General features: G+C 69.5%; 21 protein-coding genes and 1 rRNA gene. 10 read left to right on the forward strand and 12 right to left on the reverse strand.

Annotation, left to right across the window (positions count from 1 at the left end; genetic code table 11):
- Nucleotides 1-300: 300 nt before the first annotated feature.
- From ACQP0P_RS21455 to ACQP0P_RS21465, 3 genes are read left to right on the forward strand one after another with little or no spacing between them, the layout of a single operon-like run.
- A complete protein-coding gene (locus tag ACQP0P_RS21455) occupies nt 301-1,380 on the forward strand; it encodes a PucR family transcriptional regulator (RefSeq protein ID WP_433379816.1) in 1,080 nt (359 codons plus the stop codon).
- Nucleotides 1,381-1,409: 29 nt separating this feature from the next.
- Entirely contained in the window at nt 1,410-1,568 is a 159-nt protein-coding gene (locus ACQP0P_RS21460) for a hypothetical protein (RefSeq protein WP_433379819.1), read from the forward strand.
- A 3-nt stretch (nt 1,569-1,571) separates the two neighbouring features.
- The gene (locus ACQP0P_RS21465) at nt 1,572-3,008 is read left to right on the forward strand and encodes a WS/DGAT/MGAT family O-acyltransferase (protein WP_433379822.1); all 1,437 of its coding nucleotides are present in this window, start codon (nt 1,572-1,574) and stop codon (nt 3,006-3,008) included.
- On the opposite strand, the gene ACQP0P_RS21470 is transcribed toward ACQP0P_RS21465, so the two are convergent.
- From ACQP0P_RS21470 to ACQP0P_RS21485, 4 genes are all read right to left on the reverse strand, one after another.
- Nucleotides 2,895-3,422, reverse strand: coding sequence for an ATP-binding protein (locus ACQP0P_RS21470; RefSeq protein ID WP_433379825.1), 528 nt, complete (start codon nt 3,420-3,422; stop codon nt 2,895-2,897). The two genes, ACQP0P_RS21465 and ACQP0P_RS21470, sit on opposite strands and share 114 nt — an antisense overlap.
- Nucleotides 3,423-3,589: 167 nt before the next feature.
- The gene (locus ACQP0P_RS21475) at nt 3,590-3,775 is read right to left on the reverse strand and encodes a DJ-1/PfpI family protein (RefSeq protein WP_433379828.1); all 186 of its coding nucleotides are present in this window, start codon (nt 3,773-3,775) and stop codon (nt 3,590-3,592) included.
- 7 nt (nt 3,776-3,782) lie between these two features.
- Entirely contained in the window at nt 3,783-4,100 is a 318-nt protein-coding gene (locus tag ACQP0P_RS21480; RefSeq protein WP_433379831.1) for a DUF4031 domain-containing protein, read from the reverse strand.
- Nucleotides 4,097-4,648: a TetR/AcrR family transcriptional regulator gene (locus ACQP0P_RS21485; RefSeq protein WP_433379834.1), complete on the reverse strand. Its 552-nt coding sequence runs from the start codon at nt 4,646-4,648 to the stop codon at nt 4,097-4,099. Before ACQP0P_RS21485 ends, ACQP0P_RS21480 begins: the two co-directional genes overlap by 4 nt.
- A gap of 112 nt (nt 4,649-4,760) precedes the next feature.
- Here ACQP0P_RS21485 and ACQP0P_RS21490 point away from each other — a divergent pair, with 112 nt between their 5' ends.
- Both ACQP0P_RS21490 and ACQP0P_RS21495 read left to right on the forward strand, forming a co-directional pair.
- Nucleotides 4,761-6,335 carry an MDR family MFS transporter gene (locus tag ACQP0P_RS21490; RefSeq protein ID WP_433379837.1) on the forward strand — a complete coding sequence of 525 codons (1,575 nt, stop codon included), beginning with the start codon at nt 4,761-4,763 and terminating at the stop codon, nt 6,333-6,335.
- A 97-nt stretch (nt 6,336-6,432) separates the two neighbouring features.
- Nucleotides 6,433-7,386: a GNAT family N-acetyltransferase gene (locus ACQP0P_RS21495; RefSeq protein WP_433379840.1), complete on the forward strand. Its 954-nt coding sequence runs from the start codon at nt 6,433-6,435 to the stop codon at nt 7,384-7,386.
- A gap of 53 nt (nt 7,387-7,439) precedes the next feature.
- On the opposite strand, the gene ACQP0P_RS21500 is transcribed toward ACQP0P_RS21495, so the two are convergent.
- From ACQP0P_RS21500 to ACQP0P_RS21515, 4 genes are all read right to left on the reverse strand, one after another.
- Nucleotides 7,440-8,735, reverse strand: coding sequence for an AAA family ATPase (locus ACQP0P_RS21500; RefSeq protein ID WP_350963972.1), 1,296 nt, complete (start codon nt 8,733-8,735; stop codon nt 7,440-7,442).
- Nucleotides 8,736-8,913: 178 nt separating this feature from the next.
- Nucleotides 8,914-10,383 (reverse strand): hypothetical protein, encoded by a 1,470-nt coding sequence (locus ACQP0P_RS21505; protein WP_433379844.1) that lies wholly within the window; start codon nt 10,381-10,383, stop codon nt 8,914-8,916.
- Nucleotides 10,384-10,444: 61 nt separating this feature from the next.
- Entirely contained in the window at nt 10,445-11,572 is a 1,128-nt protein-coding gene (locus tag ACQP0P_RS21510) for a hypothetical protein (RefSeq protein ID WP_433379847.1), read from the reverse strand.
- Between the two features lie 28 nt (nt 11,573-11,600).
- On the reverse strand, nt 11,601-12,377 hold the full coding sequence (locus tag ACQP0P_RS21515) for a hypothetical protein (RefSeq protein ID WP_433379850.1): 777 nt from the start codon (nt 12,375-12,377) through the stop codon (nt 11,601-11,603).
- A gap of 410 nt (nt 12,378-12,787) precedes the next feature.
- Here ACQP0P_RS21515 and ACQP0P_RS21520 point away from each other — a divergent pair, with 410 nt between their 5' ends.
- Nucleotides 12,788-13,039 (forward strand): hypothetical protein, encoded by a 252-nt coding sequence (locus tag ACQP0P_RS21520; RefSeq protein ID WP_433379853.1) that lies wholly within the window; start codon nt 12,788-12,790, stop codon nt 13,037-13,039.
- Here ACQP0P_RS21520 and ACQP0P_RS21525 read toward each other — a convergent pair.
- Nucleotides 13,030-15,063 carry a HelD family protein gene (locus tag ACQP0P_RS21525; protein WP_433379856.1) on the reverse strand — a complete coding sequence of 678 codons (2,034 nt, stop codon included), beginning with the start codon at nt 15,061-15,063 and terminating at the stop codon, nt 13,030-13,032. The two genes, ACQP0P_RS21520 and ACQP0P_RS21525, sit on opposite strands and share 10 nt — an antisense overlap.
- Before the next feature lie 72 nt (nt 15,064-15,135).
- On the opposite strand from ACQP0P_RS21525, the gene ACQP0P_RS21530 reads away from it, so the two are divergent.
- The gene (locus ACQP0P_RS21530; RefSeq protein ID WP_433379859.1) at nt 15,136-15,741 is read left to right on the forward strand and encodes a TetR family transcriptional regulator; all 606 of its coding nucleotides are present in this window, start codon (nt 15,136-15,138) and stop codon (nt 15,739-15,741) included.
- Nucleotides 15,742-16,053: 312 nt separating this feature from the next.
- Here the strand turns inward: ACQP0P_RS21530 and gndA are convergent, their stop codons facing one another.
- The 3 genes from gndA to ACQP0P_RS21545 form a co-directional block, all read right to left on the reverse strand.
- Complete coding sequence (gndA, locus tag ACQP0P_RS21535; RefSeq protein WP_433379862.1) at nt 16,054-17,484, reverse strand: NADP-dependent phosphogluconate dehydrogenase; 1,431 nt, start codon at nt 17,482-17,484, stop codon at nt 16,054-16,056.
- Nucleotides 17,485-17,772: 288 nt separating this feature from the next.
- On the reverse strand, nt 17,773-19,407 hold the full coding sequence (locus ACQP0P_RS21540; protein ID WP_433379865.1) for a serine/threonine-protein kinase: 1,635 nt from the start codon (nt 19,405-19,407) through the stop codon (nt 17,773-17,775).
- Nucleotides 19,408-19,464: 57 nt separating this feature from the next.
- Nucleotides 19,465-20,358, reverse strand: coding sequence for a glycosyltransferase (locus ACQP0P_RS21545; protein ID WP_433379868.1), 894 nt, complete (start codon nt 20,356-20,358; stop codon nt 19,465-19,467).
- On the opposite strand from ACQP0P_RS21545, the gene ACQP0P_RS21550 reads away from it, so the two are divergent.
- From ACQP0P_RS21550 to ACQP0P_RS21560, 3 genes are all read left to right on the forward strand, one after another.
- Entirely contained in the window at nt 20,340-20,771 is a 432-nt protein-coding gene (locus tag ACQP0P_RS21550) for a zinc ribbon domain-containing protein (RefSeq protein WP_433379871.1), read from the forward strand. The genes ACQP0P_RS21545 and ACQP0P_RS21550 overlap by 19 nt on opposite strands.
- Before the next feature lie 123 nt (nt 20,772-20,894).
- Nucleotides 20,895-21,479 (forward strand): TetR/AcrR family transcriptional regulator, encoded by a 585-nt coding sequence (locus ACQP0P_RS21555; protein WP_433379874.1) that lies wholly within the window; start codon nt 20,895-20,897, stop codon nt 21,477-21,479.
- 609 nt (nt 21,480-22,088) lie between these two features.
- Nucleotides 22,089-23,613 (forward strand): 16S ribosomal RNA (locus tag ACQP0P_RS21560).
- Nucleotides 23,614-23,915: the final 302 nt, after the last annotated feature.

The raw sequence follows: 23,915 nt of genomic DNA on the forward strand, positions 1-23,915 counted from the left end.
ACCCCGTCCTCGTCGAGGCGGCCGCGGTGCTCGGCCAGCACCGCGTCGACCAGCCTGGTCACCGCTTCCAGGTTCAGCCCCGCCACCTCGGCCTCGGGCTCGGCCAGGCGCGGCTGTGCCTGGGGCGGTGCCCACGGGGCGACGCGGCTGCGCTCCTGCACGAAGCTCCTTTCACAGGGCTGTCAGGCGGCTCTCACAAGGTGGACCCCTCCACAACGAACACTGTGACGCTACGGCCAGTGCCGGAGGGAGTCATCGTTCCGCCAGCGGAGATCCTTCCTACATCTGTAGGATTAGAACGTGATCGCGGATGATGTTCAGGATCTGCTGGAGGCGCTGGCCGCGAGCGTGGGCAGGGGTATGTCCGTCGACGACCTGGAGGGTCGGGTCGTCGCGCACAGTGCCCATCACGGGGAGGTCGACCAGGTCAGGGCCCGCGCCATTCTGTCACGGTCGGTTCCCGCGGCGGTGGGGGCCTGGCAGGAGAGGCACGGGGTGGCCTCGACCCGAGAGCCGGTCAGGGTTCCGGAGAATCCCTCGCTGGGTATGGCGGCCCGGCTCTGCGTGCCCCTGCTCCACCAGGACCGCCGTGTCGGCTACCTGTGGATCATCGAGGGCCCGGGGCCGTTGAACCCGCAGGAGCAGGGCAGGGCCATGCGCGACGCCGCCGCGATCGCGGCCCTGCTCGACGACGGCGGCAGCTCCCACACCCTGAGCCTCCTGCTCACCGGCGAGATCGGTGTGCGGCGTGCGGCCGGCGTGCTCGGGGAGGGGCCGCTGCGCGTCCTGGCGCTGCGGGGCGACCCGGCCTCCCTGCGTGAGGCGATCGGCGCGGAGCTGGCCAGGATGCGCCGGCCACCGGCCTTCACGATCCTGGACCGGCACGCCGTGCTGCTGCTCAACCGTGGCGAGGACGTGACGGCGCTGGGGGAGCGGCTGGCCGCGCGGGCCCGCACGGGCGCCGGGGTCAGCGCACCGCACCCGGGGCTTGAGTCAGCCGTACGGGCACATGAGGAGGCGCTCACCGCGGCCAGGGCGGTGGCGGCGGAACCGGCGCTGCGGCCGGTCGCCCACTGGCCGGACCTGGGCGTCTACCGGCTGCTCGCCGAGCCGGTCGCCGGTACTCCCGGTACTCCCGGCGCGCTCGGCGGTCCGCTTGACGCTCTGCGGGAGCATCCGGCGCTCCTGGTCACCCTGGAGACCTACCTGGACAGCGGGGGAGACGCCCAGGAGACCGCCCGGCTGCTCCACCTGCACCGCACCAGCCTCTATTACCGCCTCACCAGAATCGAGCAGCTGGCCGGCCGCAACCTCAAGAACGGAACCCACAGGTTAGAACTTCATCTCGCGCTGAAGCTCGGTCGCTGGAATGCGGTGTAACGGCCGGACAATCCGGGCACAGCTCTGCGATGCCGCAGTTGATCAGCGAGATCATGACCGTCGTCATCGTGCTCATGCTCATCCCGCTGTCGTTGGTCATCGTGTCGATGGTCGTCCTCGTCGCACTCGCGGCGTTGGCTCTGGCGACAGCACGGGAGCAGGATGGAAGAACGACTTCCCGGAGGTAGACGATGCGGCAGCTCAGCGCGGTGGACACGCAGTTCCTGAATTTCGAGACCTCGACGAACGTCGCGAACATCGGAGGGCTCGCGATCCTGTCGGGCAGGCTGTCGCGGAGCGACCTGGTGTCGCTGCTGGCCCGGCGGCTCCACCTGGCCGCGCCCTTCCGCATGCGACTCGTCTCCGTCCCGTTCGGCCTGGACCATCCGTACTGGACCGAGGACTCCAGGATCGACCTCGACTACCACGTGCGCGAGATCGCGCTGCCCGGCCCGGGCAGCGACGAGCAGCTGGGTGAGCAGGTGGCCAGGCTGCACGCCCGCTGTCTCGACCGGCGGCGGCCGCTCTGGGAGATGTATCTGATCCACGGTCTGGCTGGCGACCGTACGGCCCTCTACACGAAGGTCCACCACGCCGCGGTCGACGGCGTCACCGGCGCCGACGTGCTGGCCAGCCTGCTGGACACCTCCCCCGAGCCCGCCGAGGTCGAGATGGCGCCTGCGGCCGATCCCGAGGAGCGGATCGACACGCGGGAGATGGTCGCCAGGGGGATCGTCAAGGCGGTGGTCAACCCGGCCAACACGGTACGGTTCCTGATCAACGCCGTCCCGCACCTGGACGAGATCCCGCTGATCTCCCAGGTGCCCGGGGCCGGGCTGGTCTCGCGGCTCACCCGGCAACTGGCCAACCGCCTGTCGGGTACCGCGGAGGTGCCCGACATGCCCCGGATGACCGTCCCACGTACCCCCTTCAGCGGCAGGATCAGCGCGCACCGCAGGTTCGCCTACGCCGCCCTGCCGCTGGAGGACGTCAAGCTGGTCAAGAACGCCCTCGGCGTCACGGTGAACGACGTGGTGATGGCCCTGTGCGCAGGGGCGTTGCGCCAGTGGCTGATCAAGCACGATGCGCTGCCCGAGCAGCCTCTCGTCGCGGGGGTGCCGTTCTCGCTCCGCGTCCCCGGTGACCGGCGGGTGGGCAACCAGGTCACCATCATGATCACCACGCTGGCGACGCAGGTGGCCGACCCACTGGAACGGCTGCTGGCGGTACGTGACGCGATGCGGCTGATCAAGGATCGCTCGTCGCTGGCCCCGGTCAGCTGGATTCAGGAGCTCAGCGACATAATGCCCTCCGCGCTGACCGGCCTGGCCTCCCGGGCGGCCTTCAACCTCTTCGCTGACAGCGCGGGCCCGATCAACGTGATGATCTCCAACGTGCCCGGCCCGCAACTCCCCCTCTATGTGAGTGGTGCCCGGCTGCTGTCGTACTACCCCGTCTCGGTGGTGACCGACGCCAGTGGCGGCCTCAACATCACGGTCTTCTCCTACGACGGCTCACTTGATGTCGGCGTGATCGCCTGCCGTGAGATGGTTCCCGATGTCTGGGCCGTCACCGACTATCTCAGGGACGCCCTGCTGGAACTGAAGCTCCTCGCTGAGCAGCAGTGACAGGCCGGGCGCGCCCTTGACGAAGCGCAGGGTCTTCTCCAGGCAGACGATCGAGCCCCGCTCGTTCCTGTTGACGAAACGGATGTCGTCGGCCAGGGCGCGCATGATCAGCAGGCCCCGGCCGTGTTCGGAGGTGGGGGCGGGGGAGGCGGGGCCCGAAAAGTCGAAGCCGTCGCCGGCGTCCACCACCTTGATCACGCAACGGTTCCTGGACAGCTCGGTGCTGACCATGTAGTCGTCACTGGGTGTGGCGTGCTTGATGACGTTGGAACACGCCTCCGAGAGCATGAGCTGGATGTCCTCGCGGATCTGGGACACCACGCCAAGGGCGCGGAGCGAGGCGTCGAGAAGTTGCCTGATCACGGGAACGCTGGCGGCGTCACGCGGCAGACGCAACGCGATGGTGGCCTCCACGGTGTCCTCCTTTCGCAGCCGGTCTCCTAAAGGCTTGCCCGGCACGCTCCGTCCTAACCGGAGATGGTTGATCGTGACTCTGGATGTCGGAAAGTCGCGGCAAAGTTCGGTGAATGAAAAAACATGGCAACCGCCTCAGGCGGCCGGCTGTCCCGCTACTCTTCGCCTCAGCCCGAGAATGCGTCGATCGCGGCCTGGCAGAAGGCCTTGAGGTCGTCGGGCCTGCGGCTGGTGATCAGTGTGTTCGGGCCCGAGGTGCAGATCACGACCTCGTGGTCCGCCCAGCTCGCGCCGGCGTTGCGCAGGTCGGTCGCGAGGCTCGGCCAGGAGGTGACCGTGCGCCCGCGTACCACGTCCGCCTCAGGGGGGCGTCATGCCCGGGGTTCCGGAATCTATGCGAGAGCTACTGATTCCAGGACGAACCTTGCGACGGCGGAGGCCGGAGCCGATGAGCCGGATGATGAGCTCGCGCGAGGAGACGGCCTCCGCGCCCAGCGCGACGGCCCGCTCGTAGAAGGTCTCGGGAACGTCGTAGTGGTCGCGGTCGAACGCCTGGGGCGGCACGCCCAGCAGCTCCGCGAAGGCGTGCAGCTCCCCGGTCGAGCTGTCGCTGACCAGGTGCGACCAGAACAGACCGTGTGGACCCGGCCAGTTGGGCGGGTCGATGAGCACGCTCACCGCCGGGCGAGGTCGAGCGCGACCTCCAGGGCGGCGGCCCGGCGCTCCTCGTCGGAGAGCGTGTCGTCCCCGAGCATGAACCACGCGGCGTGCAGTGCGAACAGGGCCATGGAGTTTCTCAGCCGGGCGGGGGCGGGATCGTCCGGCTCGACGAGAAAACTGATCAGTTCGAACATTCGCCTGCGGGTCTTCTCCATCGTCGGATGGTTCTTGAGCGAGGTCTGGTTGCGCTCGAAGAATCGCATGATCTCGCGGTGCCGGCCACGGTGCAGGTCGTCGGCGTAACGGCGGATCAGCTCGCGGCGCGTCTCCTCGGTGCGCGGCTGGGACGAGGCCCAGGCGATCAGCTCCTCGACCGCGCGCACCCGGTCCTCGGCCAGGCTGGCGACGATGTCGTCCTTGGTTTTGAAGTGGTAGTAGAGGGCCGCCTTGGTCACGCCGAGGGCCTCGGCTATCTCGCGGAGCGAGGTGGCCTCGTAGCCCTGCTCGACGAAAAGAGTCAGGGCGACGTCCTGAATGCGCGTCCGGGTATCGGCGTGTTCCCTCATGGTTCCCTTACCGAGAAATCAGCTTGACGGCCGGAAAGTAAGCGGCCTACATTTCCAGCATATCCGACACTAGCCGGTCGGCAGGTAAGCAAGATCTCTTCTAGGGGGCGAAGTGAAGGAGACCGCGGCCGTACCGGCGCGGCGCCGTGAGGTCATGGTAGTGCTACCGGGCCTGATGCTCGCGATGGTGCTGGCCATGCTCGACAACATGATCGTCGGCACCGCCATGCCCCGCATCGTCGGCGAGCTCGGCGGGCTGACGCACCTGTCCTGGGTGGTGACCGCCTACGTGCTCGGCGCCACCGTCTCGACCCCCATCTGGGGCAAGATCGGTGACCTGTACGGCAGGAAGAACATCTTCCTCGCCTCCATCGTCATCTTCATGATCGGCTCCGTGCTCTGCGGCATGGCGGGCTCGGAGATGCTCGGCGGCCCGTCCGACGGGATGATGCAGCTCATCGCGTTCCGCGCGTTCCAGGGCCTCGGCGCGGGCGGCCTGATGGTCAACGCCATGGCCATCATCGGCGACCTCGTCCCGCCCCGCGAGCGCGGCCAGTACCAGGGCATCATGGCCGCCGTGATGTCACTGGCCATGATCGCCGGCCCGCTCGTCGGCGGATTCATCACCGACCACCTCGACTGGCGCTGGGCCTTCTACGTGAACCTGCCCATCGGGTTCGTCGCGCTGGCCCTGCTGGCGATCAAGCTGAAGCTGCCCAGGTACCGCACCGAGCACCGCATCGACTGGCTCGGTGCCGCCCTGCTCTCGGTCGGCATCACCGCGCTGGTCCTCATCACCACCTGGGGCGGCAACGACTACGGGTGGAACTCGCCGCAGATCCTCGGTCTGGCGGCCCTCGCCGTCGTCGCGCTGGCACTGTTCATCCCGGTGGAGCGGCGCGCCGCCGAGCCCATCATGCCGCTCAACGTCTTCCGCGACCGCAACTTCAGCCTGATCTCGGGTGTGGGCTTCCTGCTCGGCTTCGCCATGTTCGGTGCCATCAACTTCCTGCCGTTGTTCCAGCAGACGGTCCAGGGGGCCACGGCCACCAACTCCGGCCTGCTGCTGCTCCCGATGATGGCTTCCTCCATGGTGATCTCGCTCTTCGTCGGCCGCGCCATCACCCAGACCGGCAAGTACAAGATCTACCCGGTCCTCGGCGGCGTGATCATGGCGATCGGCATGTGGCTGCTCTCCCTGATGGACGTTCACACACCCGCCTGGCAGACCGGTGTGTTCATCGCGGTGCTCGGCCTCGGCATGGGTTTCCTGATGCAGACCACCATGCTGATCGCCCAGAACAGCGTCGAGCAGAAGGACCTCGGGGTCGCCAGCAGCGCCTCGACCTTCTTCCGCTCCATCGGCGGCTCGTTCGGCGTCTCGCTGTTCGGCGCGATCTTCAACAACCGCCTCACCTCCAACCTGGAGAGCAAGCTGGGCGCCGCGGGCGAGCAACTCGCCTCCGGCGGCGCCCAGTTCAACCCGGCAGCCCTGCACGAGCTGCCCTCGGGAGTACGGATCGGCTTCCTGGAGTCGCTGGCCGACTCCATCTCCGGCGTCTTCTGGTGGGCGATCCTGTTCGCCGTCCTGGTTCCGCTGCTGGCGGCCTTCATCAAGGAGATCCCGCTGCGCGGCGGCCCCGAGAGCGCCAAGGAGGCCGAGGCCCAGGTGCCGGTGCTCGACTGATCGGAGATCTTGGATGCGGACCCCGGCTTCAGCCGTGAGGTCAGCCACCAAGTTCTGACCCAGCGATTCCCAACCCGCCCCCGCCACGATGAGGGGCATGAAGACGACCATCCCCGCCGCCGGGTACCTCACCCGGCGGCCTTCCGCCGCCGACGCGCCCGAGATCCACGAGCTGATCTCGCTCTGCGACACCCAGGTGATCGGCAAGGCCGACATGACCCTCGACGACGTCGCCGACCAGCTGAACGACTCGTCCTTCGACGTGGACTCCGACGGCTGGCTCGTCCACGACGAGAGCGGGCGCCTGGCGGCCTGGGCCTGGGCCTGCCGCAAGGGCGCCAGTGACAACGTCGACATCGACGTCGTCGTGCACCCCGGCGCGCCGGAGCTGACCGGCCCGCTCTGGGACACCGTGACCGAGCGGGCCAGGCAGATCGCCGCCGAGCTGGGCCACGACCGGGCCGTGGTGGACATCGGTCTCTACCGCGAGGACGGTGGCAAGCGCGCCGTCGCCGCCGCCCGTGGTTTCAGCGCCGCCACCAGCTTCATCCGGCTCCGCGCCGACCACACCGGGCCGGTCGGCCGCCCCGGCCCGCCGGCCGGGATGACCGTGCACGACGGGCTCACCGAGGAGGTGCGCCGCCAGGGCCACGCCGTGGAGCAGGCCGGCTTCGCCGACCACTTCGGGTTCGCCCCGAAGGACTACGACGAGTGGTACGACGAGCTGAACTCCTCGGTCAACACCGACTGGTCGCAACTGGCGGTCGCCCGCCTCGACGGCGAGCCCGTGGCGATGCTGCTGGGGACCAACGCCTTCCTCGGGGACGAGAACTGCGGCTACGTGCGCCGGCTGGCGGTGCTCCCCGCCTTCAGGGGCCGCGGCCTGGGCCGGTTCATGCTGCGCGGGGCGTTCGCCGACGACGCTCGTCGCGGGCGGGTCGGCACCTACCTGCACGTCGACGCCAACAACAGCACGCCCGCCCTCGACCTCTACCTCTCGGTGGGCATGCGCCAGGTACTGGCCATCGACGTCTGGCGGCGCACGATCTGACCCGTGCCGTACGGCGCCGTCGAGCGGGGAAGACGCTCTCAGCCGGTGGGAGGTCAGTCGTCAGGAGTCACCCGGTGCTTGGAGAGGTGGGCCAGGACCGCCTGGTTGGCCTCCCAGCCGTCGGGGAACTTCACCGGCACACCGAGCTGGACCGGTTCGGCCGACGGGTGGGCGTCCAGCAGTTCGGGAATGCCCGCCCTGGCCACCACGACGCAGGCGTGGCGGTGCCGGGAGGCGAGCACGCACAGCCGCCCCGACTCCAGGTGGAACGCGGTGGCGTCGCGGCGCCCGGAGAGGGGATGGAGCACGATCGTCACGTCGTACTCCCGGCCCTGCAGGCGGTTGGCGGTGTCCACCGTGATCTCCGGCGGCACCCCGGCGGCCCTGATCGCGGACACCTGGTCGCGGTGCGCGGCGCCGATGGCGATCCGGTCGGCCGTGACGGGATGGCTGCCGCGCTCGGAGTGCGCGACCGGACTCCGCTGGAGCAGCCGCGTCGCCAGGCTCGCGGTCGCCAGCACGGCCTCCGCGTCGGTGCGCACCGTGTGGCGGCTGGGCAGCTCGTACAGTGCCCAGCCAGACCCGGCCGCCTCCTCCAGCGCCAGATCGAAGGGGGTGCGCATGCCGTTCACCGTGAACTCCAGCGACCGGTCGGCGGGGCCCGTCCCCGCGCGGAACCCGGTGAAGGGGTAGAACGCCTCGGAGACCACGGGCGCGGCCGAGGCGGGCAGCCGCCAGGAGACCGGCAGCCGGTGCACCGGCAGGTCGGGGTTGTGCCGCAGCAGCACCGAGACCGCGCTCTGCACCGGGTCCCACGACAGGCCCGCCCAGCGGTCGCCGTCCACGATCGAGAACGGGTCGAGCTGGCCGGGGTCACCCACGAACAACGACCGCTCGAACAGCGAGGCGATGCGCAGCAACTTGTCCGAACGCATCTGGTAGGCCTCGTCGACGATGGCCCAGGGCCAGGTGCGGTCGCCGATCCATGCCCATTTGTCGGCGGTGGCGATCACCACGGCCGGGTCCCCCAGGTCGGGCAGCTTGCCCGCGACCGAGACGTTGGGCAGGGCGAGGATGCGGCCGGGCGTGATGTAGCCGCTCGCCGAGAGCCGGCCGACCCCCAGATCGGGATGCTCGGCCGCGAGCCGTTCCACCAGGTCGTCCACCTGCTCGTTGGTCTGCGCGACGATCATCAGCGGCTCGCCGGTCTCGGCGATGTGCCCCGCGGCCTTGACCACCAGCGTGGACTTGCCCGCGCCCGGCGGCGAGTCCACGACCACGCCTCGGTGACGGGGCAGGTCGGCCAGGACGGCGTCCACCACGGCCGCCGCCTCCTGCTGCGGCGTCATGCCGCGCCTCCGCCACTGCCCGCCAGGTCCGTTTCGCGGCCCGTCACCCGGGCACGGTGCCAGGGTGACGGGCCCGCCGCTCCGGCACCGGTGGCCCGGTTTTCCGGCGCCGCCGCCGAGCGGGGAGCACGCACGGCCGGGAGAGACACCGGCCGGCCGTGCGGGGTCCGGTGAACGCTCAAAGCCATTCCTCCTGCGCGTCGTCGTCGCCGGGCTCGTACTCCTCCGGGGGCCCGCCGTGGGTCCACGGCGTCTGCTCGGGGTCCGGCAGCGCCGCCGACGACTGGAAGTCGTCCGTCAGTGAGGTGTACGAGACCCGCTCGCCCGGTTCGGGCACCGAACCCGGAGCCGGGGTCCTGCCCCGCCCCATCCCCTTGGTGATCTTAAGGGTGATCTCCCCGTCGACGATCTCGACGATCTCGGCCGCGTGGCCACGCCGGTCGGGGCTGCCGACGGTGGTGCCGGGCGTGAGCCGCACCGGGTCGCCGGTCCGCAGCGTGATCAGGGGCCGGAGCTTGCGCGAGCGGCCCTCGCCCTCGCTGTGCTCGGGGTCGGCGGCGATCACCGTCCCGGCGAAGGCCTCACCGGTCAGCCGGTACTCGGCCATGAGCAGCGGGTCGTCGTGGGCCCGCTGCACGTCGTAGCTCGCCCGTGCCCGCTCCAGCCCCGCCAGCCTCGCGGCGGCGCTCACCGCTCCGTCCCTGCGGGCCTGCGGCGGGCCCCCCTCGGCGATCCGCTCGACGAACCGGGTGAACGACCCGCGGTCGATCTCCCAGCGGTCCTTCACCCGCGAGCCCTCCGGCAGCGACCGCAGCAGGTCGACGGCCCGCCACATCAGCCGCCAGGTGGGGTCGAGCTGGGTGCGCAGCGCCTGGCTGACCCGGTCGACGGCACGGTCGGTCGGCGCCTCCTCGTAGGCGCGGATCGCGGGAGCGAGCACCTCGTTGTCGAAGCCCGGGTCGGTGGTGGGGCCCGCCGGCGGCCAGAGCAGCGGATCCTCGGCCTCCTCGGCCGCCCGGTGCCCGGACATTCCCGGCGGCGGGTCGATCCATCCCAGCAGCGCTGCCAGGTTGGCGTCCTCCAGGCTGCTCTGCCCGGTCGCCCAGTGCAGGCTCAGTACCTCGGTCGCCGCGAGCAGCACCGAGGAGCCCGGCTGCTGGGACCGGTCGGCGAAGTAGGTCAGCCACCGGCCGAGCAGCGGCACCGACGGGTGCACCGGGTAGGGGCCCTCGGCCCTGCGGAACCTGGTGGAACGGCCGAGCAGCCCGGTGAACGAGGCGGCGGACCGGTTCGGCACGAGGATCTGCGGCGCGTCCAGGCACCGCTCGTACGGCTCGCCGCCCTTGCGCTCGACCGTCTCGGTGCTTTTCTCGAACCCCTCGATGTAGGGCAGCAGCACCTCGGCCAGCCCGGCGGCGAAGGCGAACCGCAGGTCCCGGTTGCGGGGCTGGGGTACGACGAGCAGCCGGGGGTGACCCGGGTCGGTGCCCACCATGGCGGCCAGCGGCGCGGCGGCCTCGCCCGCGAGCTTGAGCGGGATGAGCACCAGCGGCTGGGCGGAGATGTGGCAGTGCCTGACCGTGGTGATCCGCTGTGCGACACCGTCCCTGACGGCCCGCAGTCGCGCCAGCGCCGTCAGCGCGCTCACCTGTCGTCCGCCCTCGGCGCGGCGGCCGGAGGCGCGGCCGGTCCGGCGCTCTCGACGGTCCTCACCGCAGCGACTCCTCGCGCAGCCGGTCCGCCAGCCGGAGCAGTCGGGCGATCTCCTCCTGGCCCTCGGCCACCTCTCGGGTGCCCTCGGCCAGGCCGAGCGCCTCGTGCATGCCGGAGACGCCGCCCAGCTGGTCGCGGATCTGACGCCCGAGCAGGTCGGTGGATCCGCAGGCGCGGGCCTCGTGACGGCAGAACATGCACATGTCGCAGGTGGACAGGCAGTCGGGCGCGTAGCGGGCGGGTACCTGGAGCAGCGCCTGGGTCAGCTCGTCCGCCGAGCGGGTCGGCACCCCGTCCTCGCCGGGGGCCAGGTCGAAGGTGAGGTCGTCCGGCAGGCCATCCAGCAGGTACTCGACCCCGGTCATCCTGGTGAGCTGGCGGCCCAGCACCGACAGTTGCCTGCGCACGTCGACCAGCGCCGCGGTCGGGCGGTTGGCGAAGTTCTCCGGGCAGACGAGCACCACGTCGTGGGAGACGCGCTCCGGGTCGTGCCCGAGGTCGGCCATGAGCGTGCGCAACGCCAGGACGTAGACCGCCGCCTGCCGTGCCGCGGCCGCGACCTTGTCAGGCTCGGCCTGGCCGTCGATCATGCCGAACGACTTGATCTCCACGATGTGGAAGCGCCCGCCGATCTGGAAGGCCACCACGTCCGGTTCGAGGTAGGAGGTGTGCCCGGCGATCTCCAGGCTGAACAGCGGGTGGTCGTAGAACACCGCGGTCCCGTCGTCCTCGCGCGCCGCGCGGTCGATCAGCGCCCGGGTGTGCGAGTGGCGCAGGTGGGAGCCGACGCTCTCCACGTCCCGGTAGCCGACCTGGGCGACGGACAGGCCGAGCAGTTCGCGTAGCAGCCGCAGCAGCTCGGCGCAGCCGTTCTCCTTGACCAGCGACTCGAAGACGTTCCCGCGGGTGATCGCGAACTGGGACTGGCCGAACGGGGCGGGGAAACCGACGTGCCGGGCCGTGCGGTCCTTGTCCACGCCCGCGGCGTCCATCACCGCCCGGCGCGCGCAGCCGGGGTTGGCGGCCAGCGCCGCGATGGCCCGTGCGTCGTGCGGGCGGGCGGGCATCGTCCCGCGCAGCTCGTCAAGCCTGTTCAGGAAGGCCCTCTCCCGAAGGCTGTTCATGCGCGGGTCCCCCCGTCCAGCCTGGTCTTCAACAGGCCCCCCTCAAGGTGTTCATCGCGGTGACGCCGAACAGGCGCTCGACGTCCGGTAGTTGCCTCGTCGCCCGCGCCGCCAGCTCGGCCCGCTGCGCGGTGTCGGCGGCCCGGTGCACCTCCAGTTCGGCTCGCGCCGCGCGGATCGCGGTCGCGGGGTCGGCCGGGGCGAAGCCCTCGACGGCGCCCGGGATGTTCTGCGCCATCCGGGACAGCAGCCGCACCGCCCCCGCCGGCGGTTCGGCCAGCCGCGCCAGGTGCTCGGCGATGCGCATGGTCGAGGTGAGGAAGTCGACGCGCGGGCTCAGCGGTCCCAGCACCCGCGACTCGGCCGGCCAGGTGCTGTCGGCGAGCAGCCCCCGGGCGGGGGAGAGCCGGTCGGTCAGCGCGGCGCACAGGTAGTACGGCCTGGCGTAGGGGTCGCCGCGGAACGAGCGCTCCTCGTCTCGGCGCAGGCTGGTCAGCTGTGAGCCGCGGAGCTCGCGGGAGAAGAACGCGTCGTTCACCGCCACGATGAGCTTGGCCGAGGTCGGTACGCCCAGCATGGCCAGTGCCTGGTGCACCTGCTCCCTGATGGGCAGCAGCGAGGTCTCGGGCTCGCACGCGGGCGTCGGCGCCTCGGAGGTTATCGCCGCGTCCCACGCCTGTTCGGCTCTGCGCAACTCCCCGCGCAGCGACCGGGCGAGCGAGTTCTCCTTCGCCTTGACCGCCCGTCGCACCTCGGCGCGGAGGTCGGCTATTCGCCGTTCCAGCGCGTCCAGTGAATCACTCACGGCCCGGAGCGTAACAGGAGTCCCACTGGTCTCCCTTGAATTCCAGTGAATTCCAGCATTAAAGAGCGGCCCATCGGGCGGCAATAACGGGGCGAAAGGTGTATTCAATACGAAACCTACTGTCGGGTCCGGAGAATCTGATAGGTGGTGCGTCCCGTCACCACCACGAAACCGGCGGCGACCACTACGGCGCCGTGGTCACGGTCGGCCTGCACCGCGCCCCCGGCCCGATGGGGCGGGTGACCGCGCCGGTGCTCCTTGACGGGTGTGCTGCCGGCGGTCAACCTGTCATCGCTCGTCCAAGGCGAACTCGGATCGTATTGCCGAGGTGCCATTCGCCGGCGAGGTTTCGGTACGCCCGCCGTGAAACGCCGGGGTCGTTCCGGGCGGGCAGGCGAAAGGACGGTGTCGTGGCCATGCGACTCCTGACCGCCAGAGCGCTGGTTCTCGCCGGTTGCGGGTCACCGGCCGCGTCCGACGAATCCCCCGAAGGGCAGGCGCAGCCGCAGGGCGGCTGCCCGCTCACTCCGGAAGCCCTCTCCAGGGCCACATCCCTGAGCTGGGAGTTGCGGGAGAAGCCGGAAGGACCGGGAGACAGGGAGGATCCGGGACGCCGGAAACCCACCGTTGCCGAGGGTTCCGGCGCTTCCGATCACCCCTGAACGCCGGCCGGCGGCGCGAGCCAGGCGGGCAACGGGCGGGTGTGCAGTACGTCCAGTCGCGAGACGGCCCGGGTCAGCACGACGTAGAGCCGGTTGAGTCCTCGGGGCTCGGCTTCGACGATCTCGGCGGGCTCGGCCACCACCACGTGGTCGTATTCGAGCCCCTTGGCCATCGCCGCCGGGACGGCGGTGACGCGGGCCGCGGAGGCGATGTCGTCGAGCGTGGCGACCTCGATGCCCTCGGCTCTCAGGGTCGCCGCCAGCGGGCCGAGGGTGGCGTCGGCGGCTATCAGCGCGATCGAGCCCTCATGGCCGAGGGCGTCGCGCACCGCGGCGACCGTGGCAGGGCCGAGATCGGAGGTCTCGCGGATCCTGAGACGGCCGTCGGCGCGGAACGAGCGGGTCCTGGGCACGTCCACCGTCAACACCTCAAGCAGGCGGTTGGCGAGCGTGACGACGGCCGCGGGCACGCGGAAGCCGGTGGTCAGGGCGATCAGCTCCGCTTCCGGCTTACCGAGATGGGAGAGATGCTCCCGCCACCCCCGAGCCGCCCACGGCGTGGTGCCCTGGGCGAGGTCGCCGAGGACGGTGATCGAACCGTGCTCGCTTCTGCGGGCGACGGCCCGGCACTGCATCGCCGACAGGTCCTGCGCCTCGTCGACGACGATGTGACCGTAACCCCGTGGGCGCTCCAGCAGGCCCGAGACCTCGTCGAGGAGTACGGCGTCGGCCGCCGACCACCTGGCGCTCCTGAACGAGCGCGGCGGCCTGGCCCACAGGATCGCCGACTGCTCGCCGGGGGTGAGGATCCCGTCCGCGGCCCCGGCCAGTGACGCGGGGTCGCCGAGCAGCTCCGCCAGCACCTCCTCCGGCTGGGTGGCGGGCCACACCGCGTCGACGTGTGCGCTGAGGGCCCTGGTCATCCCGCGCCTCCAGGCGGCGCTCGCGCTCCGGCCACGTGCCTCCGCCCGCCGGAGCAGGACGGCCACGATACGCGAGAGCACGCGCTCGCGGCCCACACCGTACGGGGTCGCCTCCCGCAGGGCGGCGGTCACGATGGCACCGAACTCCTCCTGTCCCACCCGCCAGCGGTAGGAGCCGTCGGGGACGGTGATCGGACCCGGCGGGGCCGTCACCCGCCGGTACAGCGCCCGGCGCAGCACCTCCGCCATACGGACGTCGTGCTTGACGGCCGCCGCCGCCTCACCGTCATCGCCCTGGAGCGGCCCGCGCGCCAGCAACCGGTCCACGGTCGTCTGCTCGACGTCGACCTCGCCCAGTGCCGGCAGCACGGCCGAGACGTACCCGAGGAACGCCTGGTTCGGGCCGAGGATCAGGACGCCTCCGCGTGCGAGCCGTTGCCGGTGGGTGTAGAGCAGGTAGGCGGCCCGGTGCAGCCCGACCGCGGTCTTGCCCGTGCCCGGTGCTCCCTGGACGCAGATCGACCCCTCAAGCCCGGCGCGGACCAGTTCGTCCTGCTCGGGCTGAATGGTGGCCACGATGTCACGCATCGGCCCGACGCGGGGGCGCTCGATCTCGGCGGCCACGATCCGGCTCGCCACGCCCAGGTCCTGACCGGCTTCGAGATGCTCGTCCTCGAAGCCGGTCAATGCGACCGGCTCCCGCGACCAGCCGAAACGGCGCCGTACGGACACTCCTCGCGGGTCGCGGGCGCTCGCCCGGTAGAACGTCGCGGAGACGGGCGCGCGCCAGTCGATCACCATCGGCGCTCGCCCGGGGCCGCCGGAGACGTGGCGCCGGCCGATGTAGTAACGCTGTCCGTGGTGCTCGGCCGAGCCGGGGCCGAAGTCGAGGCGGCCGAAGAACGGTGGGCCGTCCGGCTGCTCGTCCAGCTCCTTGGCAAGGCTCCTCAGGTCGTAACCCAGCCTTTCCGCGCTGTAGCGGTCACCCGCCACCCGCTCGCCGATGACGACGTTCAGCCGCGCGCCCTCGGCCATCCGGCGGATGGCCGCCCTGCACTCCCTCAGATAGGCCCGCTCGTCGTCGAGTCCGGTACCTGTCATCGCACCTCACCCTCAAAAAACTTAACCGGGTTAAGATATTAACCGAGTTGCGCTTCTGTTAGGTTGGAACGCGTGACAGGACTCCGTGAACGCAAGAGGCGGCAGGTCCACGAGACGATCTCGGCGGAGGCGATCTCGCTCTTCCTCCAGCGGGGATTCGACGAGGTGTCGGTCGCCGAGGTGGCGGCGGCGGCGGGGGTTTCCAAACCGACGCTCTTCAAGTACTTCCCGACCAAGGAGGACCTTGTCCTGCACCGCATCTCCGACCATCAGGGTGAGGCCGCCCGGGTCGTGCGCGAGCGCGGGGCGGGCGAGGCGCCGCTGGAGGCGCTGCACCGCCACTTCCTGGCCGGGCTGGAGCGGCGCGATCCCGTGACGGGGCTCAACGACCACCCCGAGGTGCTCGAATACCACCGGATGGTCTTCTCCACGCCCAGCCTCGCGGCCCGGGTGCTCCACTACATGGCCTCGGACGAGGAGGCCCTCGCCGCCGCGCTCGACGAGATCACCGACGAGCTCACCGCCCGACTCGTCGCGGGCCAGGTCCTGGCCGTCCAGCGGGTGCTGGCCCGGCGCAACTGGCTGAGGCTGGTGGAGGGGGAGACGGCCGCGCGGGCCCACCCCTCGGCCGTCGCCGCCGCCGACCACGCGTTCGCCCTGCTCCCGAAACCGGGCTGAACACCGCGCCGGAGACCTCGCGCCGGCGGAGTGCGGCCGCGCTCGTGCGGCGTGACCTTTCGAGTCGGCCGTGACACGCCCGCGGGCGTCGCGAGGTGATCATGGCGACGTGGCTGTAGGGTTCCTGCCCCGCCGGAGCGCGGGCCCGGCGCGGTCCGTCGTTGACAGACGTCTCCACGTGTTCCTGCTGTGGAAACAGTGTTTCCTTGCCGGCACTGTCCGGACCCGGACGGCCCCCAGCACCGCAGCGGACGTAGCCGAGCGGCCCGTCGCGGGAGGGGCGGCGGGACCTTCCGCCGCCCGCCGAGGACGTCAGCTCTCGATCTCCGTGCGGTCGCCCGACCACAGGGTGTGGAAGGAGCCCTCGCGGTCCACCCGCTGGTAGGTGTGCGCACCGAAGAAGTCACGCTGGCCCTGGATCAGGGCCGCGGGCAGGCGCTCGGCCCGCAGCCCGTCGTAGTAGGCCAGCGCGGTGGAGAAGCCCGGTGCCGGGATGCCCAGCTCGACGGCCTTCGCCACCACCCGCCGCCACGAGTCCTGCGCCAGGGTCAGCGCCTCGGCGAAATAGGGAGCGGCGAGCAGGGTGACCGGCTTGTCCGGCGCCGCGTACGCCTCGCGGATGCGGTTCAGGAAGACGGCGCGGATGATGCAGCCGCCCCGCCAGATCGTGGCCAGCACGCCGGGGTCGACGTTCCAGCCGTACTCGGCGCTGCCCGCCCTGATCATGTCGAACCCCTGGGAGTAGGCGACGATCTTCGAGGCGTACAGCGCCCGCCGCACATCCTCGGCGAAGTCCTCGCCGACGGCGCCGGCCGGTACGCCCGAGGGGCCCGGCAGGCCGCGCGCGGCCGCGCGCAGGTCGGCGTGGCCGGACAGGGAGCGGGCGAACACCGCCTCGGCGATGCCGCTCACCGGAACCCCCAGGTCCAGGGCGATCTGTACGGTCCACCGGCCGGTGCCCTTCTGCTCCGCCCGGTCGGCGATCACGTCGACGAGCGGCCTGCCGGTGGTCGCGTCGACCTGGCGGAGCACCTCGGCGGTGATCTCGATCAGGTACGAGGACAGCTCACCTGAGTTCCACTCCGCGAAGATGTCCGCGAGCTCCGCCGGGGTCCGGCCGAGCCCTTGCCTGAGCAGGTCGTACGCCTCGGCGATGAGCTGCATGTCGGCGTACTCGATGCCGTTGTGCACCATCTTCACGAAGTGCCCGGCGCCGTCGGGGCCGATGTGCGCGCAGCAGGGCACGCCGTCGACCTTCGCCGCGATGTCCTCCAGCAACGGCCCCAGCGTCTCGTACGACTCCTTCGAGCCGCCAGGCATGATGCTCGGCCCGAGCAGCGCGCCCTCCTCCCCGCCGGAGACGCCCGCGCCGACGAAGTGCAGGCCGCGCTCGCGCAGCGCGGCCTCGCGCCTGCGCGTGTCGAGGAAGTGCGCGTTCCCGCCGTCCACCAGCATGTCGCCCGGCTCCAGCAGGGGGGCGAACTCCTCGATCACCGCGTCGGTCGCCGCCCCGGCCTTGACCATAATCAGGATGCGCCGGGGGCGCTCCAGCGCCGCGACGAACTCCTCGGGAGTCTCGCAGGGGACGAAGGTCCCCTCGTCCCCGTGCTCCTCGATCAGTGCCTTGGTCCTGTGGTGTGACCTGTTGTGCACCGCCACCGAATGCCCGTGCCTGGCCAGGTTACGGGCGAGGTTCGCCCCCATGACGGCCAGCCCTGTCACACCGATCTGTGCCTGAGTCATCAAATACCTCCAGCTCGGAGACCTCGGTCCGCATGACCGGGAGAGAAAACACGACAGGATGCCACGTAGTGGGTTTCTCGAAAGAATGAGCGAACCCGGTCCGTGCACCGTCACCGTTTGTGACGTACGCAGATCGCGAAGCGAGCGTTCACACCTCGCTTCCATCCAATTCTTCACGGCAAGAATGCCAGTCCGCACCCGCCCTGGCTAAAAGGGCGAAGAGAGTGTCTGCGCCGTGCCGAGCGGCGGACCGGCCGCTTCCGAGCGGCTCCGGATCCCCGAGAGGGCTCACCGGCCGAAGCGGATTCCCGGGGTCTCCAAGCCGATGAGGCCGCCCAGGCACCGGTAGACCCGTGCCCCACCCTGGAACTGCTCCCGAGAGGGGGGCAGGACCGTGCCCTGCCACCTGCTCCACCGATCGCTGCGGGTGTCGTACATGGAGGCGAACATGACCTGCTCCGAGCACACCTTCCGCACCGTCGGATGCTTCTCCAGGGCTGCCAGGTCGTAGGTGAGCGAGTCCTGCGGAAGCGGGGCGATCGCGTACGTCTCCCACACGTGTGACTCCTCGCAGCCGATCCGCCTGGCCGTGGTGTCGCCCGCGATCGAGACGAGGCCGCCCCAGCACTCGGGCTTCACCACGCACGCGGCCCCCGCACCCGCGACCGCCGAGGCGGGGCAGGCCGCCGTGACCGTGGCAACCTCCGGAACCTTGGGGGCCGCGGACGCGCCGGGCGCCGAGGCCGTGCCGTCCCCGGCGTTCTCGTCGCCCCGGAGCGCCTGCCGGCCCGACTGCTGCGAGGTGGTCGGGGTCCGGTCGCGATCCTCGATGTACATGAGCCCGGCCCCGGCCAGCAGCAGGATCACGAAGGCTACCGCCACCGCGACGAAGACCCGCGTGTTCGACGAGGCGGGATGCTCGGGCGATTTGGTACCGCTCACCCCCGGAGACGTCAGATGCGACCGCACCGGCTCCCTGCCGGGCCCGCCCTGGACCGGCGGCGTGCCGTACGGCGGTAGCGTTGTGGCGTACGGCGGTGAGGGGGCAGGGGGAGGGGAGACGAGCCGCGGGGCATGAGGCGGGGAGGCCGGGGCGTCACTCCCCGGGCGCAGGCTCGCGAGGGCGTCGCGCAGTGCGGCCACCGAGGGGGTGCGCCGCGCGGGATCGGCGGCCATGGCATCCCTGAGCACGGCGGTCAGCTCCGGCGGCACCCCCGGGATCTCGGGGACGGGCAGGCGGTGCAGGGCCATGATGACCGCGATGTTGACCACGCCGCTCTCCGGGAAGCGCGGAGGGCGCCCGGAGAGCAGCGCGTACAGCGTGGCGGCGAGGGAGTAGACGTCGCCCGCGGGGGCGGGTTCGGTCAGCTCGAACGCCTCGGGCGGAGCATAGGCCGGGGTGAGGGACTCCCTGGTCACCGATGCCTCGCTGCCCGACGAGGGCATGGTGGCCAGGCCGAAGTCGGAGAGCACCACATTGCCGTACCGGTTGATCAGGATGTTGGCAGGCTTGATGTCGCGGTGCAGCACTCCGGCGGCGTGCGCCGCCGACAGCGCGTCGGCGATCCTGATGCCGATGTCGGTGACCTCGACCGGTGGCAGCCGCCCCTCCGCACGCATCCGGTCCAGCAGTGACCCGCCAGGGCACAGCTCCAGGACCATGTACGGCCGCCCATCGGGCAGGACCCCGGCGTCGTAGACATGGGCGACGTGCGGATGGCCGGAGAGGGCGCCCGCCGAGGTCACCTCGCGCATGAAACGGCGCCGGTCCCGTTCCGAGACCAGCACCCGGTTGTCCACCTTGAGCGCGACCTCACGCTCCACCGCCAGCTGCCTGGCCCGGTAGACGATTCCGAAACCACCCTGGCCGAGCACCCCGGACACCTCGTAGCCCGGTACGGCGACGGCACCCGCTCCGGCCACCTGCCACCTCCTGAAGACGAGCGGCAGATTACCGGAGTTTCACCCACGAACCACGCGTTATACCGGCAGGTGCCGCTTCTGGTCGCCGGAACGTCCGGCACCGAGCTCCGCCAGAAGCGCGTCCCAGCGGGCCCCGATGGCGTCGAGGTTGTAGTCGGCTGCCGTCAGCGCCGCGTTGTCGCCGAGCCTGCCACGCAGCCTCCGGTCCTCGATCAGCCGGCAGAGCGCCTCGGCGAGCGCCGCGGGCTTTTTCGGCGGAACGAGCAGCCCGTTGTGCTCGTGTGCGATGACCTCTCCAAGGCCGTGCGGGCAGTCGAAGCTCACCACCGGCACCCCCTTGCTCATCGCCTCCAGGATCGTCATGCTGAATCCCTCGTAGCGCGAGCTGACGGCGTAGATCGATGACTTGGCCAGCTCCATGCCGATCTCCGACGAGCTGCCCATGAGCAGCATCGTGTCCGACAGTCCGGCCTCCTCGATCCTGGCGCGAAGCCTCCGCTCGGCCTCGGGCCTGCCGCGCCCGTAGAGGCGCAACACCCAGTCGGGGTGCGCCGCGGCGACGGGCTTCCACGCCTTCACCAGCAGGTCGAAACCCTTCTCCTGCCTCGGGATCAGCATGCTCGGCAGGCGCGACAGCAGCCACCCCACCGGGCCTCGCCGCCGGGTCCTGTCGTCCAGGAACGACACCCGCACGCCCAGCGGGATAGGAAAGAACGGCTTCCTGGCCGTCCGGACCACGCTGACGATCTCCACATCGCGCTCGCGCGCCAGGTGACCCGCCAGGTTGAGCACGGTCCTGATGGTGCCGCCCATTCCGTACGCGTGCTGCAGCAGGATCCGGACGGTTCTCGTGTCGGGCGCCGGAGCGCGCCTCGCCCGCCTCGCGTTGAGCGCCCGCAGCACCCCGAACGCCGCCCGCCTGACAGCCACCCGTGCTCGCCGCGTCTTCACGCTCTTCCCCGACATGCCGAGAGCCCCCCGCCCATAACCATGTCATCGCCAAGAAGCTGGTCGGCAAGGCCAAGGACACCCGCTCCGGGATCGCCCTGGAAGATCTTCAGGGCATTCGGGAGCGGGTCACGGTTCGTAAGGCTCAGCGTGCCGACCTGCACTCGTGGGGTTTCCATCAGTTGCGGACGTTCGTGACGTACAAGGCCGCCCTGGCCGGGGTACCGGTGCGGTTGGTGGATCCGCGCAACACCTCCCGCACCTGCCCCGGGTGCGGTCACCTCGACAAACGGAACCGTCCCACCAGGGATGAGTTCTGTTGTGTTTTGTGCGGGCTCGCTGGCCCGGCGGATTACTTCGCGGCGATCAATATCGGTCGCCGGGCAGTGTGTCACGCTGCCGACGACGCGGCCTGAACCGTATCTGCCAGGTATGGCGAGGAGCTGCAAGCTCGGTCCCTTTCAGGGCCGAGAAGCTGACGGCGCTTTCGGCTGGGGCTCCCGGCCTATGCTGTTCCTCTCCGTGTGAGGGGAGCATCGGTGGGCGGACGGGATCCGGATCGGCGTCGAGCGCTGCTTGACGCCGCGGACCGGGTGATCCGGCGTGAGGGACCCGAGGCGTCCATGGCGTCGATCGCCGCCGAGGCGGGGGTCACCAAGCCCATCCTCTACCGGCACTTCGGTGACAAGAGCGGGCTCTACCAGGCCCTGGCGAACCGGCATGTCCGTACCGTGGTCGGCCTGCTGCGCCCGGAGTTCGACCGGGCCAGGGCCGACCTGCGCAGTCGCGCCCGGGCGACGATCGACGCCTATCTGGAGATGATCGCGGCCAACCTGAACCTCTACCGGTTCCTCTTCTACCGGGCCGGTGCGGAGGACAGCCGGACCCACTCCCAGATGACCGCCATCGTGCGCAGCCTCGGTGAGGAACTCGGCACGGTGATCGCCGCCGAGATGGCGGTGCCCGATCCGGTTCGCGCCCAGGTACTGGGTCACGCCTTCGTCGGTATGGTTCAGGCCACCGGTGACTGGTGGCTGGAGCATCCCGAGGTGGACCGGGCCGAAGTCGTCGAGGGGCTGGTCAGCGTCATCGTGGCGACGATGTCGGCCACGCTCTCCCGCTGACGTCGCCTGCCACGGGCTATTCGCTACGGACCGAACCGTGCCTTCTGGAGCACCTGCCAGGGCAGGAAGACGGTGATCCATCGGTTTTCTCTGGTGGCGTGGCCGATTTGACGATGCGGGACGAGGTTCGTACAGTTCACCAGACCCGAGGGAGACGGCGGTGGCGCCGGGGCCTCGGGAACCTCTCTAGCGATCTTCGCCTCAAGGGGATATCTATCTCCAAAGGGGTCTGATTCGACATGAATCAGACGGTCGAGTAGGTTAGAAGGGTTGCTCTGGAAACGGAGCCGCCGAATTCCAGCAAGACCCGCAAGATCAAGTCAATCGTTTCAAAACGAGCCGGTTTGACACGAAAAAGCGGGCCTGAAAGAATAACGGCACAACGAAAGAACAGAACAAAACGAACCGCCCCTGGTTCTCCGGCCGAAACTGGTCGGGACGACGGTGTACGCGTCCGTTTCTTGAGAACTCAACAGTGTGTTAAAAGCCAGTGCATGAAGCACAACCCTGTCCAACCTGCCCTTTCATCGGGGTGGGGGACGGATTCCTTTGGTTGAACATCCATCATGTGAGATGGGTGCTTTCAGCCGGGAGCAACTGTTCAGACATTGTTTGGAGAGTTTGATCCTGGCTCAGGACGAACGCTGGCGGCGTGCTTAACACATGCAAGTCGAGCGGAAAGGCCCTTCGGGGTACTCGAGCGGCGAACGGGTGAGTAACACGTGAGTAACCTGCCCCTGACTCTGGGATAAGCCCGGGAAACTGGGTCTAATACCGGATACGACACCTCCCGGCATCGGGTGGGTGTGGAAAGTCTTTTCGGTTGGGGATGGACTCGCGGCCTATCAGCTTGTTGGTGGGGTAACGGCCTACCAAGGCGACGACGGGTAGCCGGCCTGAGAGGGCGACCGGCCACACTGGGACTGAGACACGGCCCAGACTCCTACGGGAGGCAGCAGTGGGGAATATTGCGCAATGGGCGAAAGCCTGACGCAGCGACGCCGCGTGGGGGATGACGGCCTTCGGGTTGTAAACCTCTTTCAGCAGGGACGAAGTTGACGTGTACCTGCAGAAGAAGCGCCGGCTAACTACGTGCCAGCAGCCGCGGTAATACGTAGGGCGCAAGCGTTGTCCGGAATTATTGGGCGTAAAGAGCTCGTAGGTGGCTTGTCACGTCGGGTGTGAAAGCTTGGGGCTTAACTCCAGGTCTGCATTCGATACGGGCTGGCTAGAGGTAGGTAGGGGAGAACGGAATTCCTGGTGTAGCGGTGAAATGCGCAGATATCAGGAGGAACACCGGTGGCGAAGGCGGTTCTCTGGGCCTTACCTGACGCTGAGGAGCGAAAGCGTGGGGAGCGAACAGGATTAGATACCCTGGTAGTCCACGCTGTAAACGTTGGGCGCTAGGTGTGGGGACCTTCCACGGTTTCCGCGCCGTAGCTAACGCATTAAGCGCCCCGCCTGGGGAGTACGGCCGCAAGGCTAAAACTCAAAGGAATTGACGGGGGCCCGCACAAGCGGCGGAGCATGTTGCTTAATTCGACGCAACGCGAAGAACCTTACCAAGGCTTGACATCGCCCGGAAACACTCAGAGATGGGTGCCTCTTCGGACTGGGTGACAGGTGGTGCATGGCTGTCGTCAGCTCGTGTCGTGAGATGTTGGGTTAAGTCCCGCAACGAGCGCAACCCTTGTTCAATGTTGCCAGCACGCTCCTTCGGGGGTGGTGGGGACTCATTGGAGACTGCCGGGGTCAACTCGGAGGAAGGTGGGGATGACGTCAAGTCATCATGCCCCTTATGTCTTGGGCTGCAAACATGCTACAATGGCCGGTACAGAGGGTTGCGATACCGTGAGGTGGAGCGAATCCCTAAAAGCCGGTCTCAGTTCGGATTGGGGTCTGCAACTCGACCCCATGAAGTCGGAGTCGCTAGTAATCGCAGATCAGCAACGCTGCGGTGAATACGTTCCCGGGCCTTGTACACACCGCCCGTCACGTCACGAAAGTCGGCAACACCCGAAGCCCGTGGCCCAACCAGCTTGTCTGGGGGGAGCGGTCGAAGGTGGGGCTGGCGATTGGGACGAAGTCGTAACAAGGTAGCCGTACCGGAAGGTGCGGCTGGATCACCTCCTTTCTAAGGAGCATCGGCTGCGGTCATCTTCGGGTGGTCGTGGTTCATGTCGTGTCTGCAGGCGTACGTTCTGCACACGGCGCGCTCATTAGTGGAGCACTGGCTACTCAACCGGGTCTGTCGGCCGGGACTGCTAGTACCGCCCTCGTGAGAGGGAGTGGGAACGGGGTTTCGGGGGCTGGGTCTGGTTGGACACACTGTTGGGTCCTGAGGAAACGGACATCATGGCGGGCCCGCCTGTGGCGGGCTTGCTGTCTGTTGGAGCCTCATGCGGGACCATCCTCCTGTCATACCGGTCTGGTTCT

This window comes from Streptosporangium sp. CA-115845 (genome assembly GCF_050943795.1).
GTDB lineage: Bacteria > Actinomycetota > Actinomycetes > Streptosporangiales > Streptosporangiaceae > Streptosporangium.